The 19,099-nt window shown below is 63.4% G+C and carries 19 protein-coding genes; 11 read left to right on the plus strand and 8 right to left on the minus strand.

Features of this window, described 5'->3' with window-relative positions:
• The first annotated feature begins 84 nt into the window (after positions 1-84).
• On the plus strand, positions 85-513 hold the full coding sequence (locus tag CH292_RS04520; RefSeq protein WP_020111284.1) for a Rid family hydrolase: 429 nt from the start codon (positions 85-87) through the stop codon (positions 511-513).
• Positions 514-528: 15 nt separating this feature from the next.
• On the opposite strand, the gene CH292_RS04525 is transcribed toward CH292_RS04520, so the two are convergent.
• On the minus strand, positions 529-1,767 hold the full coding sequence (locus CH292_RS04525) for a PP2C family protein-serine/threonine phosphatase (RefSeq protein WP_143545461.1): 1,239 nt from the start codon (positions 1,765-1,767) through the stop codon (positions 529-531).
• Positions 1,768-1,895: 128 nt separating this feature from the next.
• Entirely contained in the window at positions 1,896-2,309 is a 414-nt protein-coding gene (locus CH292_RS04530; RefSeq protein ID WP_094654077.1) for an ATP-binding protein, read from the minus strand.
• Positions 2,310-2,439: 130 nt separating this feature from the next.
• Here CH292_RS04530 and CH292_RS04535 point away from each other — a divergent pair, with 130 nt between their 5' ends.
• The 9 genes from CH292_RS04535 (at position 2,440) to CH292_RS04575 (ending at position 10,175) form a co-directional block, all read left to right on the plus strand.
• The gene (locus CH292_RS04535) at positions 2,440-2,811 is read left to right on the plus strand and encodes an STAS domain-containing protein (protein WP_094654078.1); all 372 of its coding nucleotides are present in this window, start codon (positions 2,440-2,442) and stop codon (positions 2,809-2,811) included.
• Between the two features lie 95 nt (positions 2,812-2,906).
• Positions 2,907-3,272 carry an STAS domain-containing protein gene (locus CH292_RS04540; RefSeq protein ID WP_019663382.1) on the plus strand — a complete coding sequence of 122 codons (366 nt, stop codon included), beginning with the start codon at positions 2,907-2,909 and terminating at the stop codon, positions 3,270-3,272.
• A gap of 313 nt (positions 3,273-3,585) precedes the next feature.
• Complete coding sequence (locus CH292_RS04545; protein WP_033189807.1) at positions 3,586-4,254, plus strand: HAD family phosphatase; 669 nt, start codon at positions 3,586-3,588, stop codon at positions 4,252-4,254.
• 31 nt (positions 4,255-4,285) lie between these two features.
• Positions 4,286-5,500 carry a sedoheptulose 7-phosphate cyclase gene (locus CH292_RS04550; protein WP_037144339.1) on the plus strand — a complete coding sequence of 405 codons (1,215 nt, stop codon included), beginning with the start codon at positions 4,286-4,288 and terminating at the stop codon, positions 5,498-5,500.
• Positions 5,493-6,323: an O-methyltransferase gene (locus CH292_RS04555; RefSeq protein ID WP_033189809.1), complete on the plus strand. Its 831-nt coding sequence runs from the start codon at positions 5,493-5,495 to the stop codon at positions 6,321-6,323. The genes CH292_RS04550 and CH292_RS04555 overlap by 8 nt, the downstream gene beginning before the upstream one ends.
• A gap of 6 nt (positions 6,324-6,329) precedes the next feature.
• A complete protein-coding gene (locus CH292_RS04560; RefSeq protein ID WP_094654079.1) occupies positions 6,330-7,622 on the plus strand; it encodes an ATP-grasp enzyme in 1,293 nt (430 codons plus the stop codon).
• Positions 7,622-8,647, plus strand: a complete 1,026-nt coding sequence (locus tag CH292_RS04565) for a D-alanine--D-alanine ligase (protein WP_094654080.1) — start codon at positions 7,622-7,624, stop codon at positions 8,645-8,647. Before CH292_RS04560 ends, CH292_RS04565 begins: the two co-directional genes overlap by 1 nt.
• A complete protein-coding gene (locus CH292_RS04570; protein ID WP_094654081.1) occupies positions 8,644-9,417 on the plus strand; it encodes a TauD/TfdA family dioxygenase in 774 nt (257 codons plus the stop codon). The genes CH292_RS04565 and CH292_RS04570 overlap by 4 nt, the downstream gene beginning before the upstream one ends.
• A gap of 104 nt (positions 9,418-9,521) precedes the next feature.
• Positions 9,522-10,175, plus strand: coding sequence for a DNA alkylation repair protein (locus CH292_RS04575; protein WP_094654082.1), 654 nt, complete (start codon positions 9,522-9,524; stop codon positions 10,173-10,175).
• A 45-nt stretch (positions 10,176-10,220) separates the two neighbouring features.
• Here the strand turns inward: CH292_RS04575 and CH292_RS04580 are convergent, their stop codons facing one another.
• Positions 10,221-11,141, minus strand: a complete 921-nt coding sequence (locus CH292_RS04580) for an ABC transporter ATP-binding protein (RefSeq protein ID WP_094654083.1) — start codon at positions 11,139-11,141, stop codon at positions 10,221-10,223.
• A gap of 301 nt (positions 11,142-11,442) precedes the next feature.
• Here CH292_RS04580 and CH292_RS04585 point away from each other — a divergent pair, with 301 nt between their 5' ends.
• Positions 11,443-12,294, plus strand: a complete 852-nt coding sequence (locus tag CH292_RS04585) for a GntR family transcriptional regulator (RefSeq protein ID WP_094654084.1) — start codon at positions 11,443-11,445, stop codon at positions 12,292-12,294.
• 73 nt (positions 12,295-12,367) lie between these two features.
• On the opposite strand, the gene CH292_RS04590 is transcribed toward CH292_RS04585, so the two are convergent.
• Genes CH292_RS04590 through CH292_RS04610 form a run of 5 tightly spaced genes read right to left on the minus strand, consistent with a single transcriptional unit; the run spans position 12,368 to position 19,044 of the window.
• The gene (locus CH292_RS04590) at positions 12,368-13,696 is read right to left on the minus strand and encodes an NtaA/DmoA family FMN-dependent monooxygenase (protein ID WP_033189814.1); all 1,329 of its coding nucleotides are present in this window, start codon (positions 13,694-13,696) and stop codon (positions 12,368-12,370) included.
• Complete coding sequence (locus tag CH292_RS04595; protein WP_052061815.1) at positions 13,693-14,889, minus strand: NtaA/DmoA family FMN-dependent monooxygenase; 1,197 nt, start codon at positions 14,887-14,889, stop codon at positions 13,693-13,695. The genes CH292_RS04590 and CH292_RS04595 overlap by 4 nt, the downstream gene beginning before the upstream one ends.
• Entirely contained in the window at positions 14,853-16,316 is a 1,464-nt protein-coding gene (locus tag CH292_RS29245) for an MFS transporter (protein ID WP_052068118.1), read from the minus strand. The genes CH292_RS04595 and CH292_RS29245 overlap by 37 nt, the downstream gene beginning before the upstream one ends.
• Positions 16,316-17,605, minus strand: coding sequence for an NtaA/DmoA family FMN-dependent monooxygenase (locus CH292_RS04605; RefSeq protein ID WP_094654085.1), 1,290 nt, complete (start codon positions 17,603-17,605; stop codon positions 16,316-16,318). The genes CH292_RS29245 and CH292_RS04605 overlap by 1 nt, the downstream gene beginning before the upstream one ends.
• Complete coding sequence (locus CH292_RS04610) at positions 17,602-19,044, minus strand: MFS transporter (protein WP_143545722.1); 1,443 nt, start codon at positions 19,042-19,044, stop codon at positions 17,602-17,604. The genes CH292_RS04605 and CH292_RS04610 overlap by 4 nt, the downstream gene beginning before the upstream one ends.
• Positions 19,045-19,099: the final 55 nt, after the last annotated feature.

Below are 19,099 nucleotides of genomic sequence, written 5' to 3' on the forward strand. Positions count from 1 at the left end.
GGCCATTTGACTTCAAGCGTGAAGTGATGCACTGTGGAAATTGACTTCAAGATTGAAGTCAATACACATGCGAAAGGTCGAATCGTGACTACACCTCAGTTCTTCGCCACCCCGGGTTACGGAGACACTCAGCTGACGAACATGCACTACAACCAGGCCGTTCGCATCGGCAACCGCGTCGAGATCTCCGGGCAGGGCGGGTGGGACGACGAGTTCAACTTCCCTTCCGATCTCGAGGAAGAGATCGTCGCGGCATTCGACAACGTCGAACGCACATTGCAGCAGGCAGGTGCCACGTGGCGCGACGTCGTGTCGGTCGACTCTTTCCACGTGCCCGAGGTTGCGGGATACATCGGCGAGACCCACGGACGGGTGATGGTGGAACAGATGCGTCGACGTATGGGCGACCGTGCGCCGATCTGGACCGAAATCGGTGTGCAGGCCTTGGGGGCCTACGGAATGCGTGTGGAAATCCGTGTGGCCGCAATCCTGGACGAGGACCCGGCGCGGTGAGCTGATCCGCCGTTCTCAGGGCGCGCCGAGAGCGAGTACCGCGACGTCGTCTTGAAGCCCGGACCCGAAGCTGTTCAACAGGCCGATCAAATCGTCGACGATTCTCGCCGCGGTTGTCGGGGCCGCGTCGTTCGCGAACGTTTCGAGTGCTCCGGCGTCGTCGTAGCGCGCCTTCCCCGGTCCGACGTGCGCCTCGGTGAGACCGTCGGTGTAGAGCAGAAGCACGTCTCCAGCTTCCAGGATCACGTCGGCGGCCCTGAATTGTGCGGTTCGAAGTGCTCCGACGAGTTGGCCACCGATGGTGTCGATGTACTCGGCACTGCCGTCGGCCCGCAGGTGCAATGCCGGGGGGTGACCGCCGCTCGCGAGCCGGATGGTTGTCGTCTTTTCGTCGACTGCTGGGGTGATGGTGCCGAAAAGCACTGTGCAGAAGCGTGGGTCGTCCCCGCGAAACTCGTGGTACAGAACGGTATTGAGGTTCTGAAGAACAGTGATCGGGTCGCGGTCGAACACAGCGGCCGCCCGGAGCGTGTAGCGAGTCAACGACGTCACCGCTGCCGCTCCTGGGCCTTTGCCGCTCACGTCTCCGAGGAAGAATCCCCACGTGGACTCGTCGAGGGGAAAGACGTCGTAGAAGTCGCCGCCGACTTCCTCGATGACCGCGTGGTGATAGTAGGCCGCCACGTCGGTTCCTGGCGGGGAACTCAACACCGGAGGAAGAAGGGTGCGCTGCAGGGTCGTCGCGAGAATCTGTATCTGCGTGCGTTCGGCCTCGGCGACCCTGCGCGCGTCCTCAGCAGCTTCGAGCGCGTCCTGCGACCGTGTCAACGCGTCGGCGGTGGTGGCCTGCGCGGTGAGCGCCCCGTCGCGGGCCTCGATGAGGGTCTGTTCTCGAATTCGGTGCGAGGTCGCACTGTGCAGAGTGAACCTGATGGTGCTGTCGTCATCCTGGATGTCTCGATTGGCCATGACCAACATCGACAGGACCGAATCCGGACCGGTGACCAAGTCCGCGGTGGCGCCGACGGGAGTCTCGGTGTCGGCGTCAGGGCTCGCGCTGAGCAGGGCCGTCACCGTGTCCGCGCTGGAGTCCGCGAAAAGATCGTGGACGCGGCGCCCGACGACGTCGGACCATGCTCGGCCGATCGTCCGGCATACCGTCGCATTGGCGTATACGACGCACTGGCTGCTCGCCCGTATCGCCAGGTAGCCTGCCGGGGCGGTATCCAGGAAGCGCAGCGTGTCTGCGGGCATCACAGAAAGTCGCTTCTGTACCGACAGCACTGGCTGGGCCCGCTGGTGCCGAGCGCACGAATTCGATACGCGTTCACACATTTGTTCTATCAGATCGGCGTGTGTGACAGCAGCCGACTGGCGAGGCGTTATCGCTGAGAGCGGTCGAGGTTCCAGGTCAGAGTGGTCGAAGTGCCGGATCCGTGATCGACGGCAACGTGATCGGTGATCGCGTCGGCGAGTTCCAGCCCGCGCCCGCGATGCGGGGTCGGCTCGGCGGGCTTCCAGGAACCGGTATCGGACACCGTCACCGTGAGCGCGGAGGCCTCGTGCACGGCGGTGAGTGTGAGCGGGCCAGGTGACGACTCGTCGCGGTAAGCATGTTCGACGCTGTTGGCCATCACCTCGTACGACGCGAGCACCACGTCAGGGGCGATATCGGAGAGATGTCGCGCGTCGAGCCAGGCATGGAGATTACGCCGCAGCTGGGCGGCGAGATCGGCGGTCGCGGGGTCACTGTGGGTCCACCGAGCCGAGGTGGGCTCGGGTGGTTCGACAATCACACGGGGCCGGACGGAGATGTTCGAAAAGAAGCCATGACGCTCGGTTACCCGAAAGTCGGCATTCGACGCATCGAGCGTGCGTGCAATCCGAAGAGCGTGTGCAGAAACTCGCTACGCGTAGCGTCGAGTCATGGTGAACGAGCCTGCGGGCGAGGCATTGACCGTCGAATCGTCCGAGCAGGACGGTGTCACGGTGCTCGCCGTCACGGGCGAGCTGGATCTTGTCGGTGCGCCGAAGTTGGCGGACCGCGCCTATCCGGTCGCTGCGCAGGCGGTGCACGGACTCGTGATCGATCTCACCGACGTGCATTTTCTGTCCTCGAGCGGAGTCAGCGTGCTGGTTCGTACCGTCGATTCGCTACCGTCCGGCGCCATGGGCGTATTGGTAGCCCCACATGCGGTTGTGCAGCGACCCATCCTGCTCAGTGGTCTGGATCGGGTGATCACGACAGTCGCCGACCGCCCCGCAGCGTTCGCGGCGATCGCCGCCACTCGGACGTAGATGTCGGCACCTCCTTGTAGGCTTGTTCGCGCGTGGTCTAGCCCGGTGCCCGCATCCTCAGACCCGACACGCTTCATCGCCACAAGGGAGTACACGTGCCCGCTCGAGACAGCACAGCTCGCTTCGACATCGGACGCGAGGTCGTCGGCAACGCCGTCGTCGTCGCCGTCACCGGCGACATCGACCTGGGTACCGCACCGTCCTTCGCGTCGGAGATCGACTCCGCGCTGACGCCCACACCGGCAGCACTGATCGTCGATCTCACCGGCGTGGGATTTCTCGGATCGAGCGCAATGACCGTCCTGGCGGCAGCGCACGACCGAATGGGCGAGCTCACCACCATTACCGTGGTCGCCGACGGCACCGCCACTCGTCGCCCTCTCGAACTGCTCGGGCTGGGGTCCGTGATGGCCATTCACTCGACGCGTGAGGACGCGCTCGCCGCTGTCGAAGCCGGCTGATATCTGGGCTCACCACGCCGAGGTTCATTCATCCTGAACCTGGCCGCGTACTGCGCGACCACATCATCGCGGCAACCCGCCGCGGACTTACGTATGCCCAGCTTCAATGGGCGTTATCGTTCCGTTACTTTTCGTTATACATCTGTGACATACGTAGGGACGAGTCCGACATGCCGCGTCGACACAGTTGGTGGGGAAGAACGAAGTTGGTCGGCGATCGATACAAGTCCGATGCCGGCTTCATCCGAACGCCCCGTGCAAATACGGGAAACGAGACCGACTACGGCACATGACATCTCGCTAGGAGTCCTACATGACTGCAGTTCTTTTCGGGTCCATCAGCACGCTGGCCGACACGTCGGAACTTCAGCGCCGAGCATTCAACGAGGCGTTCGCGTCGCACGACCTGGATTGGAACTGGTCGCGCGAGGACTACTCGGCGATGCTGACGAGTAACGGCGGCGCCGGACGGATCGCCCAGTTCGCCTCGTCTCGTGGAGAGCAAGTCGATTCCGACGCCGTCCACGCAACCAAATCCGATATCTTTCAACGTCTTCTGGCAACCGAAGGTATCGAGCCCCGCCCAGGCGTCCTCGACACCGTAGCCGGCGCGCGAGAGCACGGGTACAAGCTCGGCCTCGTCACGACCACATCCACGGAAAATGTCAGCGCGCTGCTGAATGCATTCGAGAAACTCGGCACCGAGTCCTTCGACATCGTCGTGGACAAAACCTCCGTGTCCGAGGTCAAGCCCGACCCCGAGGTGTACCGGTTCGCCATCGACGGTCTCGGCGAGAAGGCAGACGATTGTATTGCCATAGAGGACAACGTCGGTGGAGTCGAGTCGGCGACGGCGGCGTCCATCCGATGCATCGCTTTCCCGAACGCGAACACCGTCGGCGGAGACTTCTCGGCTGCTTTGAAGACTGTCGATCGGCTCGAACCCGACCAGCTCGCTCAGTGGGCCAAGGGCCGCGCGTGAACGTTCGACGCGAGAACGAAAGGACATCCCGATGAGCAACATGCAAGCTAGCGTGACGGCATCCGACCGGGCGTTTCACGTCGAAGGGTACGAGCGGATCGAATACGATCTGGTCTACGTCGATGGCGTCTTCGATGTCACCAATACCGAACTGGCCGAGAGCTATCAGCCGTACGGTCGGTGCCTGATGGTCGTGGACGAGGCTGTTCGTTCGCTGTACGGCGACCGCGCCCAGGCGTATTTCGATCACCATGGCATCGCGCTGACCGTCGTACCGGTCACCATTGCCGAGACCGCCAAGTCGCTCGAGACCTTCGAGCGCATCGTGGGCGAATTCGATGCGTTCGGACTGGTCCGCACCGAACCCGTGCTCGTGGTCGGAGGTGGCCTCACCACCGACGTTGCCGGGTTCGCGTGCGCCAGTTATCGACGCAACACCCCGTACATCCGCATACCCACCACGCTGATCGGCCTGATCGACGCGAGCGTGTCCATCAAGGTCGCCGTCAACTACAACAAGCACAAGAATCGCCTCGGCGCTTACCATGCGTCGCAGAAGGTTTTGCTGGACTTCTCGTTCCTCGCGACCTTGCCCGAGGACCAGATCCGCAACGGCATGGCCGAATTGATCAAGATCTCGGTGGTCGGCAACCAGACCATCTTCGACATGCTCGACGAGCACGGACCCGAATTGTTGGCAACGAAGTTCGGGCACTCGGGCGGTACGCCGGAGATGCGCGACATCGCACATCGCCTGACCTATCAGGCGATCGAGACGATGCTCGAGCTCGAGGCGCCCAACCTGCACGAGATCGAACTGGACCGTGTCATCGCCTTCGGCCACACCTGGAGCCCGACGCTGGAACTGACGCCTCCCCAGCCTTTCTTCCACGGGCACGCGATCAACATCGACATGGCGTTGTCCACCACCGTCGCCGAGCAGCGAGGTCTGATCTCGACGGCCGACAGAGATCGCATCCTGGGCGTCATGAACCGGCTTGGTCTGGCGTTGGACAGCGATCATCTGACGCCCGAGCTGCTGACCGCGGCCACCGCGTCGATCCTGAAGACCAGGGACGGCATCCTGCGCGCTGCGGTTCCCGATCCCATCGGATCGTGTCGATTCCTCAACGACCTGACCACCGACGAGCTGGCGGACGCCTTGGCCTTGCACAAGAAGGTCTGCCTCGATTTCGACCGTGGGGGAGAGGGAATCGCCATGTTCACCGGTGGTTCCGATGACTGATGGGGTTCTGCGTACCTCTCGACCGGTGACACCGACGACGATCCTGGGCAGGGAGCTGCGCGAACTCGCCCGGGCCTACGACAGCGGAGAGACCGGCGAGGACTTCGCACAGCGGTTGCGTCGCGCCCGGGACCTGGCAGACGGTCTCGATCCGTACCTCGACACGCACACCACTCCCGAATCGCCCGCTCTCCAGGACCTTTCCCGGCGTACGCAGGGAATGGACTGGGATTCCCGGACAGTGGTGTCCGGATCCGGTCCGTTGGAGCAGGAGATGCTGTCCGGGCACGTCGAAGGTCAGGTGCTCAAGTTCCTGGTGCACACGACCGGCGCTCGACGGGTCCTGGAGATCGGTATGTTCACCGGATACTCCGCGCTGGCCATGGCGGAGGCGTTGCCCGACGGCGGCACGGTGGTCGCGTGCGAGGTCGACCGGTTCGTTGCGGACTTCGCACGTGAGTGCTTTTCGTCGTCGCCGGTCGGTCACCGGATATCGGTCGAGGTAGGGCCGGCACTGGACACCCTCGGCAGACTTGCAGCAGAGTCGGCTCAGTTCGATCTGGTGTTCATCGACGCGGACAAGACCGGATATCTCGAGTACTACCGTCGTCTTCTGGACACCGATCTACTGGCACCGGGGGCGGTGATCGCAGTCGACAACACGCTGCTTCAGGGCACTCCCTATGCGGACCCGGCGCACCGGACCGTCAACGGCGACGCCGTCGACGCGTTCAACACCTTCGTGACCGAGGATTCGCGCGTCGAGCAGGTTCTCCTTCCGCTACGCGACGGTGTCACGTTGATACGACGAGTGGAGGCTTAGCCCACCATGCAGTTCAGAGCCTTGGCTCGCACGGTCGGTGCACTCGGTGCGCTGACGGTCACCCTCCCCATCGATCTGATCGTCGTGGCGTTCGCGCTGCTCGATCAGCGTCGCGTCGCCGCCCCGACGTCGGGACGCACGGTCATGGTGAGCGGTGGAAAAATGACCAAGGCTCTGAGCTTGGCGCGCGCTTTCCACCGCGCGGGCCATCGTGTGGTCCTCGTCGAGTCGTCGAAGTATCGGTTCACCGGCCACCGGTTCTCGCGCGCGGTGGACGCGTTCCACTGTGTTCCCGAACCGACGGACCCCGGGTATGCGCGCGCCCTGCGAGATGTGGTGCTTCGTGAGCAAGTCGACGTCTTCGTCCCGGTCGCGAGCCCTGCCTCCAGCGTGCCGGACGCCGATGCTGCGGCGCTGCTCGGCGATCTCTGCGAGGTGGTGCACGCCGACCCCGAGACTGTGCGCATGTTGGACGACAAGTCCACCTTCTCGGAGGCAGCCGCGTCTATGGGTCTGTCGGTGCCGGATTGGAGGCGCATCACGTCGGTCGACGACATCGCCTCGTTCGACTTTCCTCCCGGGCGCGAATACATCCTGAAACAGATCGCGTACAACCCCGTCGGCAGAATGGATTTGACGCGTCTGTCGAGCGCGACACCGCAGCGAAACATCGAATTCGCACGCACCCTGGACATCTCCGAGAGCAACGCGTGGATCCTGCAGGAATTCATCTCGGGACAGGAGTACTGCACCCACGGCACCGCCCGCGACGGGAATCTCACCGTGTACGCGTGCTGCACATCATCCGCGTTCCAGGTGAATTACGAAATGGTCGACGTGCCCGACATCCGGTCCTGGGTCGAGACTTTCGTCGGCGAACTCGGTGTCACCGGGCAGCTGTCCTTCGATTTCATCCAGGCCGCGGACGGCCGGGTGTACGCGATCGAGTGCAACCCGCGCACGCACTCCGCGATCACGATGTTCTACGACCAGGACTTGCTGGCCCAGGGATATCTGGAACGAGTCGAGTCGGCAGTGCTTCCGACGCGCGAATCCAAGCCGACGTTATGGACCTACCACGAGGTGTGGCGATTGCTGACCGAGCCGAATCGTCGGCACCGGCTTCGCGCCATCGTGGAGGGGACAGACGCCATCTTCGCGCGGTGGGATCCACTCCCGTACTTGCTCGTTCACCACCTACAGATTCCGGTCCTGCTGGTGAAGAACGCAGTGTCCGGGCGCAGTTGGTCTCGAATCGACTTCAACATCGGAAAACTCGTCGAGCAGGGAGGAGACTGATGCCGACGACTGTGCTCGTACTGGCGGGCTCGCCCGTCGACCAGTTCCACGTCGATCTCTCCACGGTCTACGCTCAGGGATTTCTGAACGCGATCGACGGTAATCCCGACTACCGCGTTCACATCGCCGTCGTGACACCGGGCGGTCACTGGCAGATCGTCGATCGTCTCGACGCGCTGAATCAGGCCGAGGTGAGGACCGTCGGGCAAACAATGGAGTGGGTGAACACAGCAGGCATCGACGTCGTCGTTCCACAGATGTTCTGCCGACCCGGAATGACCAGCTACCGAGCGATGTTCGACTTGCTGTCCATCCCGGTTCTCGGCAATCGACCGGAGACAATGGCCATGACCGCGGACAAGGACGTCGCGCGAGCGATCGTGGAGGCGGCAGGCGTTGCGGTACCGCGCGGTGAAGTCCTCCGATCGGCCGGAAGCACCACGGTGCCGTTCCCGGTGGTCGTCAAACCGGTGGACGCCGACAACTCGGTAGGTGTCGAGTTGGTCAGGGATGCCGGAGGTCTCGATGATGCCGTTCGTGCTGCGCTGGGTCACTCGGACGGTGCTCTGGTGGAAACGTACGTTCCGCTCGGCCGGGAGGTCCGCTGTGGAATCCTCTCTCGTGACGGTGAATTGATGTGTCTGCCGCTGGAGGAGTACGCAGTCGGTGGGTCGAACCCGATTCGAAGTTCCGCGGACAAGCTGAACCGCACCGACGAGGGTGACCTGTACCTGGTCGCCAAGGATTCGAGCAAGGCCTGGATCGTCGACGTCGACGACCCGATCACGGAAAAGGTATGGGCGGCTGCCCGTGTCGCCTATCGCGCTCTCGGTTGTCGACACTACGGATTGTTCGATTTCCGCATCGATCCCGACGGCAATCCCTGGTTTCTGGAAGCCGGGCTGTATTGCTCCTACTCGCCGGGCAGCGTCGTTGCGGTCATGGCTCGCGAAGCAGGGATCTCGGTGACCGAACTGTTCGAGCTGTCGCTGCGCGAACTCGACAGAGAAAGGGTCCGATCGTGAACAGTGAAGTTCTGCACCCTCTGGGAGTGCGCGTCACCGACGTTGCGGTCGGCCCACTCGGCCCCTCGGACGTCGATGCTCTACGGCACCTGCTCGCCGAGCACGGCGCCGCCGTACTGCCGGGCCAGCATGTCGGGAACGACGAATTCGCGGCCTTCCTCGAAAGCCTCGGGGACTTGATGTTCACCGAAGGCGAGACGCCCGTCGAGGGATACCCGGACCTCAATGTCATCACCAACGTCGGGCGAACAACCCCGCCGAAATCGACCTTTCACGTCGACACTACCTACATCCCCGTCCCACCGGCGTACACCGCTCTTCGAGCGGTCGAAGTACCGAGGGACGGTGGGCAGACACTGTTCAGCAACCAGTATCGCGCCTACGACACACTCACCGCCGAGGACAAGAAACTCGTCGAACACGCGACCGTCACCCACACCGTCACCGGACTCGACGGCATCGAAGGATCAGCCGAGCATCCACTGGTTCTCGAGCACCCGGTGACAGGTCGCACAGCGCTGTACCTCACCGCTCCCGCGCGTTGTACTGCCGTGTCCGGGTCGACGGCCGACGAAGCGTCGCACCTCATCAGGCGCCTCGTCGACCACTCGACCCGTGAGGACAACGTCCTGCGCCATTCCTGGTCCCCTGACGACGTCGTCATCTGGGACAACCGATGCGTCATGCACAAAGCCGATCACACCGGCGTCGTCGGGAACCGGGTCATGCACCGCGGCATGGCCGGCGATCGTCTGGCACGCGCGCGCTGATCCAAGCAACACGAGCACTTCCTCGTTCACCGATGAGTTCTGCCGTCGGTGCCGGTCGGTACCAGCACGGGACAAGTGGCTGCACGCTGTAGGGAGTGAACGAAATGGGTGACGTGGAGAGGATCGAACAGGAGCTTCGTGCTCTGTCGAGTCCGGACCAGGTGGATCTGATTGCCCGTCGTGTCGATCGGAACCAGATCATCGGGGTTCGCATGGGATCGGTCTTCGGTCTGGCGAAGGCGAACTGGCGGCTGGACTTGGGCACGGTCCGAGAACTCGTGCAGTCCAACTGGTTCGAGGTTCGCATGGTCGGGGTCAGCATTCTCGACGCACGTGCACGGAAAGGCAGTGCGGCCGATACCGAGCGGACGGACTTGTACGAGCTGTACCTGGACGAGCATGCGCACATCGATACATGGGATCTGGTGGATCGAGCTGCGCCGCGCGTGGTCGGAGAGTATCTGCTCGACAGGCCGAAGGAGCCTCTGCACGTCCTCGCCGGCTCGGCCAACCTGTGGGAACGGCGGACGTCGATCGTCGCCTGTTACTGGCTGATCCGAAACGGCGAACTCGACGATCCATTGCGCATTCTGGAAACCCTGATCGACGACCCGGAAGTGTTCGTCCACACCGCGCTCGGAACTGCGTTGCGGGAAGTGAAGCGCGCAGACCCGGCAAGGGCGGACGAGTTCCATCGGACGCTCGGCAGCCGCCTGCACCCGGCCGCTCGACGTGCGATGAAGGTCGGCCGCACATGAGCTGTCCGTCGGCGTTGTGTTCTCGGCACGAGGTCAGGGCGTGGATCAGTTCGTGACGAAGTCCCCGAGTACGGGTAACCGTGACGCCGACCGGTTTGCCAACGTAGGCACGCACCCGAGAAGTCCCTTCGTGTAGGGGTGGGTAGCGCCCGAGACGATGGTGGTCGCCGGTTTCTGCTCGACGAGCTCTCCTCGGTACATCACGAGCATCGTGTCGGAGAATTCCAAGCAGAGTTTGATGTCGTGGCTGACGACCAGGAGCGCTGTTCCCTCCTCGCGCGTGAGATCCTGCAACAACTCCATCGTTCCGCGCGCAAGTGACGCGTCGAGCGCGCTGGTTGGTTCGTCGGCGATCAGGAGCCTGGGTGACCCGCACAGCGCCAGCGCCGTCATGACCCGCTGCCTCATTCCTCCGGACAGCTCGTAGGGACGACTGCGCATCACTCGGCCGACGTCGTGCAGACCGACCTTGTCGAGCCAATGCGCGGTGACATCTGCACGTGCGCGACGACCGGTGACACCTGCCCCGGCGAGAACGTGGCTGAACTGGCCGCCGATGGTCCACACAGGATCGAGAGCGGTCATCGCATCCTGGAACACCATGGCGATACCGTCGGTCCGGCTCGGAACGCTGCGCCTCGTACTCGGCTGTTGCGGCACACCCTCGAATTCGAGGGTGTCCGACACGACGGACGCGCCACTCGATGCGCCGATCAGCCCGGCGATCGTCATGGCCAGTGTCGACTTCCCCGAACCCGACTCGCCGACCAGGGCAACCCGCTCACCGGGAGCGATGTCGAACGAGACGTCCTTCACCGCGGCGACGGCCGACGTCCCCGTGCCGTATGTCACAGAAAGATTCTTGATGCTGAGTACAGAATTGCTCGACGTGGACGTGTCAACCGCGTCGATTACTCGGTCCTGCACCGTGTTCGAGGAAATCGAGCGTTCCGCTGTTGTCGTCATTCATGCTCCCACCGAGGCGTCCGAAGAGGTCGATTACGTCGGTAATGCTTCATCAGGGGTGTTTCCCAGACCGATCCCGTTGGTAAACAACGTATTACGCGGACCGAATCGGTCGCTTGATGCTGTGCTGACCTGGGAAATCGCACATACTCGTGCGTTCATGTGCCGCTGGATGACCAGCGGCACTGCGGCCCCATTCCGATAGACTCGTCGAACCGGTTGATCTCATCGTCGCGGCCAACCCGTCTCCCTGTCGTTCGATTCTGCGTGCGAACGTTTATCACCGAAAGGCCTCGACAGCATGACCCGTCCCTTTTTCGACAACGAGTTCGGCATCGTCGCAGCGCATCGCCGTCGCCAGGCGGACGAGCAGCGCGCACGGTATCTGCGTGCCCAAGCTGCACGTCAGGAGAAGTTCGTCACGTCGCCGCGCCGCGTCTACGAGCTGATTCGTTCAGGAATTCGTCGCGGAACGATGCCGCACGACGAGACCCTGTCGGAGCAGCATTTGATCGACACGCTCGGGGCGACCCGAAACGCGGTGCGCAAGGCATTGCAGATGCTGGCCGACGATGGTGTGGTGCTCCGTGCCCGTCGAGCTGGGACGTCTGTCGCTCACGACATCGTTGCGGTCCGCGATGGAGAGGTCGGCCCGCGTGCCTGGGCTGGAATGCCGGACGAAGGCCGACTGACCGTGGATACACTCGAATGCCGCAGGATTGCCGCGCCTGCGGTACTGCAGAACTTCATCGGCGCCGAGGTGGACACTGTGGTGTTGCTCGAGCAGGTGGGGCGGATGGGGGGCAACCCGTTGTATCTCCGCGTTGGATACTGCATCACCGATTTCGAGATCGAAGAATTCATCACCCGTATCGAGAGCAACCATTCCGAGTACCCGCCGATAGCTGTGGCGCACAATCGGATCTTCGGCACCGTCTACGGCGGCAGCAGTTCGGTTGTGGAGGCGATCTCATGCCAGGAACGTGCGGCGGAGCTGCTGGACATGCAGGTCGGTGCGCCGGTGCTGTTGCGGGAACTGATCACCAGAGACTCCGAGGGACGCCCGGCAGAGCTGAGCTTCACACACTTTCGTGCCGATCGCGTGGCGATAATCGGATCCGCCGACCAACACGGAATGTCTCCGCACCTGTGATCGACAGCAACGGAGCCGGCACTGGTGCCGGCTCCGTTGCTGTCCAGTAGGACAGCGGCTTTCGAGACGTGGGTCAGAAGTCCAGCAGGTTGCTTCGGAAGTGCCTGTGCGCGTAGCCGTCACGCACCAATCCTCGACGCCGCAGCGCTGGCACGAGCCCGTCGGTGACCTCGGTGTAGTAACGCCGACCGAGCCTTCCGGTCATCAGGAAACCGTCACCCCCGACAGCGTCGATCACCTCTTCCATTCGTTCGGCCACTGTCTCCGGAGTTCCGACCAGGGGGACCGACGTGATCGACCACGTCGCCGCGAGTTGCCGGAGCGTCTTCTCGGAGCCGTCCTCGTTGAACTTGCTGCCTCCGGATCCGGCGAGAAAATCCGCCAACGTGGTGCGGTGACCGTTGGTGGACAACGGCGGCGGGGGAGCGTCGATGTCCATGGTCGACAGATCGTTGCCCGTCACAGCCGACAGGTGCGCCAATGCCGCGTGCACTCGGCCGTCGGTTGCTTCCCTGGACCGAGCATCGAGCTCGGCTGCCTCGGCATCGGTTTCACCCAGGACCGGAGAAACGATGTACATGATCTTGATCGAGTCGGGATCGCGACCGGCGTCGGATGCCATCGTTCGTACGTCGTCGCGGTAGGCCTTCATCGCCTCGATGCCTTGAGCCTGACAGATGATGGTGTCCGCGTTGCGTGCCGCGAACGCGCGTCCACGGGGTGAACCGCCTGCCTGGCATATCACCGGACGCCCCTGCGGCATCGGGAGCGTGTTCAGCGGCCCCCGCGTGCGATGAAACTTTCCGACGTAGTTCGCATCGTGGACCTTGGTGTGGTCCGCGTACGTACCCGACTCGCGGTCCAGTACCACCGCGTCCGGTTCCCACGACTTCCACAACGCGTCGACTGCTTCGACGAACTCCTCCGCGCGCTCGTATCGTTCGTCGTGCGGTGGCAGGGCGTCCATTCCGAAGTTCTGCGCAGCGCGATCCTCGCTGGAGGTCACCACGTTCCACCCGACTCGTCCGTGCGACATGTGATCCAGCGTCGAGACGGTGCGCGCGAGCAGATACGGGGGATAGAAACTTGTCGACATCGTCGCGACGATCCCGAGCCGGGAGGTCGCGGCTGCGAGCATCGGAACGAGGGCTACCGGATCGTGTTTGGGCGCGTACTGAGCCTTGGCGAGGTCGAACTCGGTTGTCCCACCGTAGATGTCGGACACCATCGATGAGTCCTCAAGCATCAGGTAATCGAAGCCCGCGCGTTCGAGAGCCCGCGCCATCTCCACATGGAAGCGTCCGTCCGCCCAGGAATCGGCGTCGGACCCGGTCCAATGCGATGTCCACACCGGAGGACGGAAGCTGGTGAACCAACCGAGGTGCATCCGCGGCGTGCTCATCGCGCACCTGCCAGGTGCTCACGGAGGCTCTGGCCTCGGAACCCGGTGCCCGCGACGCCGCGGCGACGAAGCTCTGGCATCAATCCGTCGCACACGTCGTCGACGTATCGCCGGTTCAGCACACCGCCACCACCGCCGAAGAACAGGAACCCGTCACCACCGACCTCCTCGATGACGCTTTCCATTTCGTCGGCTACCGATGCAGGCGTCCCGACGAGCCTGAGCGACTCTGTTCGTTCTGCCGCGACAGTCTCGCGGATGGTCCGTCCTGCCGCCCAGGTACGTAGATTCTCCAAGATGCTGGTGCTCCCCTCGGTGTGCAGATCGTCCGGAATCGGCTGGTCGACGTCGAACTGAGAGAAGTCGATGTCGCCGGACAGCATGATCAGACGCCGCGCAATCGCGGCGTCGGTGGGCTCGTAGTAACGCTCCGCGCGACGGCGTGCGTCCTTCTCGGTCTCGCCCAGGATGGGCGTCACCATGTACAGAACCTTGACATCGTCCGGATTTCGGCCGAAACCAGCTGCGCGCGAGCGAATCGTGTCTCGATACGTACGCATCGCAGCGCGGCCCTTCGGCGCGGACACCACGAGATCGGCGACACGGGCAGCCAGATCGATGCCCGACGGGGACGCTCCCGCCTGACAGATGACGGGTTTGCCCTGAGGACTCGGCAGTGTGTTCAGCGGACCGCGAACCTTGAAGTGCTTACCGGCGTGGTCGATGGTGCGAACTTTGGTGTGATCGACGTAGGACTCCAAGCCAGGGTGAATCGGCGACGCGGCGTCGCCGTCCCAGGACGCCCACAGGGCGTTGGCCACGTCGACGAACTCCTCGGCGATCTCGTATCGTTCGTCGTGGCCAGGGAGGGTGTCGTGGCCGAAGTTCTGAGCCGCTCGGTCGCCGGTCGAGGTGACGATATTCCAGCCGATTCGGCCGTGACTGAGGTGATCGAGGGTGGAGAGCAACCGTGTCAGCAGAAATGGGGGATAGAAGCTCGTCGATGCGGTGACGACGATGCCGATGTCGTCGGTCTCGTACGCGAGTCTCGATGCCAGAGCCATCGGATCATGCTTGGGTGCCCTCGGTGTCCACTTGAGTTCGGATTCGAACGTGCCCCCGTAGATGTCGGTGAGCGCGGTCGAGTCCTCGAGCATCACGAAGTCGATTCCCGCTCGCTCGAACTTCCGCACGATGTCGACAGCGAAAGATCCGTCTGCCCAGTCCGTTCCGCCGGTTCCTGCCCACGGGCCCGTCCAGTCCGGGACGAGATAGTTGGTGAACCAGCCGAGGGTGAACGGTGTTGACATCTCTCCTCATTTCTCGAGCGGTGCTCGCGATGTTCCTTGGTCGGTAAAGATCTGATGGACGACGCCGAGGTCGCGGATTCGTCGGTGACGACCACCTTGGAATCCGGGGTCGCCGTTCCGTTGGTTCGCCATGGCCGGAGCGCAAGCAGAACGGCCAGTATTGCCACGGGAACGCTTGCGGTGAATGCCAGGGAGTAGGAGGTCTGCGCGGCCACTGCACCGGCGACGAGTGGGCCGAGCATGGTTCCGACGTCGAAGGTCACCTGGTACACGGCGATCGGCGTTCCTCCCCGCCCGTGCAGTACGTCTCCTACCGTTGCAGCACTCGCCACCATTGCGAATGTTCCGCCGATACCCCACAGGATCATGGTCGAGACGAGCACCAACAGGGTCGGGAAGACAGCGAGCAGAACGATGCCGAGCAAGATCAAGGCCGATCCTGCGGCCAGCATCGGGCGACGCCCCCATCGGTCGACGAGGATCCCGGCGGGTTTGACCACGACGATCTGTACGATCGCGCCGACGACCAGGACCAACCCCGAGACGAACGGGCTCCCACCGATGACGGTTGCGACGAACAGTGGAACGAGAGTGAAGCGAACGCCGTTGCCTATCCACCCGTTGGCGAAGTTGGACGAGATCGCCGCGCGAAAGCCTGGATGACGAAGCGCGTCCAGCAGACTCATCCGCTCGGGTCGCGTGGACAGGTCGTGCTCGACGCCGGCTGCCGCGTCCTTGCGGTCGCTGGATCGGAACGCCAGCCACACCACTGCAACTCCGACGATCAGGGTGATCGCGTGCGTCAGGAAGGGGGCTCGCAGTGATACCAGGGCGACGGCACCCCCGATAACCGGACCGAGTACCCCGCCGATCAGGAAACCCGACTGGAACACCGACGCCGTACGCCCTCCGCTCTCTGCTGTGCTGTAACGGAACAGCAGTTGCTGCCCCGATACGGTGAACATCGCCGTCCCGATTCCCCCGACCGCTCGGAGCAACAGCAGAGCCAGGAACGTGGGTGCGAAGGCCGCAGCCAGTGACGATGCCGCAGCGAGGAGCAGGCCGATCGTGAGTACCGTCCGCTCGTCGAAGCGGAGCAGGATGCGGCTCGCACCGAACGAGGCCAGCACGCGAGTGAACGCGTAGATGCTGACCACGGACGATGCAGCGAGGTCGCTGACACCGAAGTCCCGTGCGAACACGGGGATGACCGGTGCGACGACGCCGTACCCGAGCCCGATACACACGTTGACGAACGCCAATGCGTACACCGGGCCCGGCACGACCGAATCGCGTCGAGGGAAGCACATCAGAACGACAGGAGGTTGTCACGGAAGTGCGCGTGCTCGTACTTCGTGCGTACGAGGCCGCGTCGCTGCAGTGCAGGCACCAACCCCTCGGTGATCTCGCCGACGTAGCGTCGTCCGATGCTGCCCGTGATGAGGAAGCCGTCGCCTCCGACGAAGTCCATCGTCTCGCCCATCTGCTCGGCGACCGAGTCGGGCGTTCCCACGTAGTGCACATTCTTCATCGACCATCCGAGAGCAGCCTTGCGCGGCGTATTTCCGTAGGAGAGGAAGTCGCCCAACGTCGTTCGATGTCCGTTGGTGGACAGTTCGGGAAACTCCTCGTCCAGTTCGTAACTCGAGAGGTCGATTTCGGTGAGGGCCGAGATGTGACCGAGTGCGGATTCGATACGTGAGTCGACGTCCGCAGTCATTCGTTCGACCTTCGCCCTCGCGTCGGCGTCGGTATCGGCAAGCACGGGTTGGGTGATGAACATGATCTTGCAGCTGTCAGGATCGCGTCCTGCCTTCTCCATTCGCATCCGGATGTCGTCCCGGAACGCCTTCATCGCGACAGGATCCTTGGCCGCGCTCAGAATGGTCTCGGCGTTGCGCGCGGCGAACTCCCGGCCGCGCGGTGAGCCGCCGGCTTGGCAGATCACCGGTTCACCTTGCGGGGACTTCGGAAGGTTCAGGGGGCCGCGCGAGGCGTGAAACTTGCCACGGAAATTGGTGACGTGCACCTTGGTGTGATCGACGTACGTGCCGCTCTCGCGGTCGAGCACCATCGCGTCGTCCTCCCACGATGCCCAGAGTTGCTGGACCAGATCGACGAATTCGTCCGCGCGTTCGTATCGTTGGTCGTGCTCGGCCAGCTTGTCCATACCGTAGTTCTGCGCAGCACGATCTTCGCTGGAGGTGACGACGTTCCAGCCGACACGGCCCTTGCTGACGTGGTCGAGCGTCGAGAAGCGGCGAGCGAGCAGCCACGGTGGGTAGAAGGATGTGGAGCAGGTTGCGATGACTCCGATGTGCTTGGTCGCGGCCGTCAGCACCGGCACCAGCGTGACCGGGTCGTGTTTGGGGGCGTAGAGGCCGTACTTCAGGTCGACGCGGGACGAGTTCTCGAAAGCATCCGAGACCATCGACGAATCCTCGAGCATGATGTAGTCGAAGCAGGCCCGCTCGAGTGCTCGCGCGAAGTCGACGTGCAGCTCACCGTTCGCCCACGTCTTGCCCTCGTCGCCGGCCCACGTGGTGTTCCACGGCGGATTGGAGAAGTTGGTGAACCACCCCAGATGAAATTTGGTCATTGCCGTGTACTCCTTGTTCTCGATTGTCGTTCGGATGAAAGGCGACGGACTCTCCGGATTTCCGACGCTTCGTCGTCTCGGACTCCGCGCAGTGTCGACGGAACACTGGCGGCGAGGGCGCTGCCCGCCATCATTGCGATTGCTACGACGAACCCTGTTGTCAGGGAGCTTGTTTCCGATGCCGGCAGCATGAGGGCGTCCCCGGAGTAGACGAGTTCGCGGAGCGCAGGAGGCAATGCCGACACGGCCAGGACCAACGCAAGCGCAGTGCTGACCGTCACCGCCGTGTTGTCCAGCGATACACGGAGCCCGTTCGCCATGCCGGATCGGTTGGGCGGTACGCCGACGTTGATTGCCGCAGCATTTGCGGTCTTGAAGATCGCACCGGTCAGTCCGAGCGCGAAGAGTACGACGACGACAGGCACATCCGCTGCAGGTCCGCCGATGTGCAGAGCCAACACCGTGAGTACGGCGGCCGTGCCGAGCGTGGAGGCCGTGGTCAGCACTCGCGTCCGTACGCGAGTCGCCAGCCGACCGGCGATCGGCGACATCATCGTCGTGCCGACCGCCAGTGCCGTGATCTGCAGTCCTGCCTCGATCGGACTCCGTCCTTCGACACTCTGGAGGTACAGGGACATCGTCACCGCCACTGCACCCTCGGCGATGGTGACGAGAAACGACGCGCTGTAGGCGCAGCCGCGGAAGCGGCTGGTCAGCAAGGCGGGATCGACGATCGGGTCGACGGTGCGCCGTTCCCACCACCAGAACAAGGGAAGGCCCAGGACGACCACGGCCAAGGGGAACAACGCGTGCACCGAACCGAACCCGACACTGCCACCACGGTTCACCCCGTAGACGAGGCATCCGAGCACAACCATCGATCCCACCGCACCGGCGTAGTCGAACCTCGCGACGCGGGGTGGCCGATCGGTCCGGCGCAATGTGATCGCGGCCCAGACCGTCCCGAGCACTCCGAGGGGTACGACGACTCCGAAGACGCCGCGCCACCCTGACGTTTCGGTCAGAACACCGCCCAGGAGCGGGCCGATCGAAACGGCGAGCGACATGATCGTGATGTTCCAACCGATTCCGATCGCCAGTTGCGCTGGCGCGAAGGCCTCGACCAGCAGCGCGGTGGTGTTGGTGATCACCGCGGCAGCGCCGACGCCCTGCACGACCCGTAACGCGATCACCAGAGCTGGATCGCTCGACAGTGAGATCACCGCACCACTGACCGTCAGCAGTGCGAGGCCCGCAAGGTAGACCGGCCGTCGGCCGAGGATGTCGGCTACCTTTCCCAGAACCAGAATGAAGACGGCGGTCGTCAGCAGATACGCGAGCATGAACCAATCGGTCTGCGCTGCAGAGGCGTTCAAGCCTGCGCTCATGTCCGGCAAGGCCACCGGCAGCATGCTCACCGAGACGAAGGTGATGCTCATGCCTAGCCCGGTGACGGACAGCACTCGCCACGGATAGTTGTCGGGGCGCGACGGT

It is taken from the genome of Rhodococcus sp. 14-2470-1a (assembly GCF_002259425.1).
Classification (GTDB): domain Bacteria; phylum Actinomycetota; class Actinomycetes; order Mycobacteriales; family Mycobacteriaceae; genus Rhodococcoides; species Rhodococcoides fascians_E.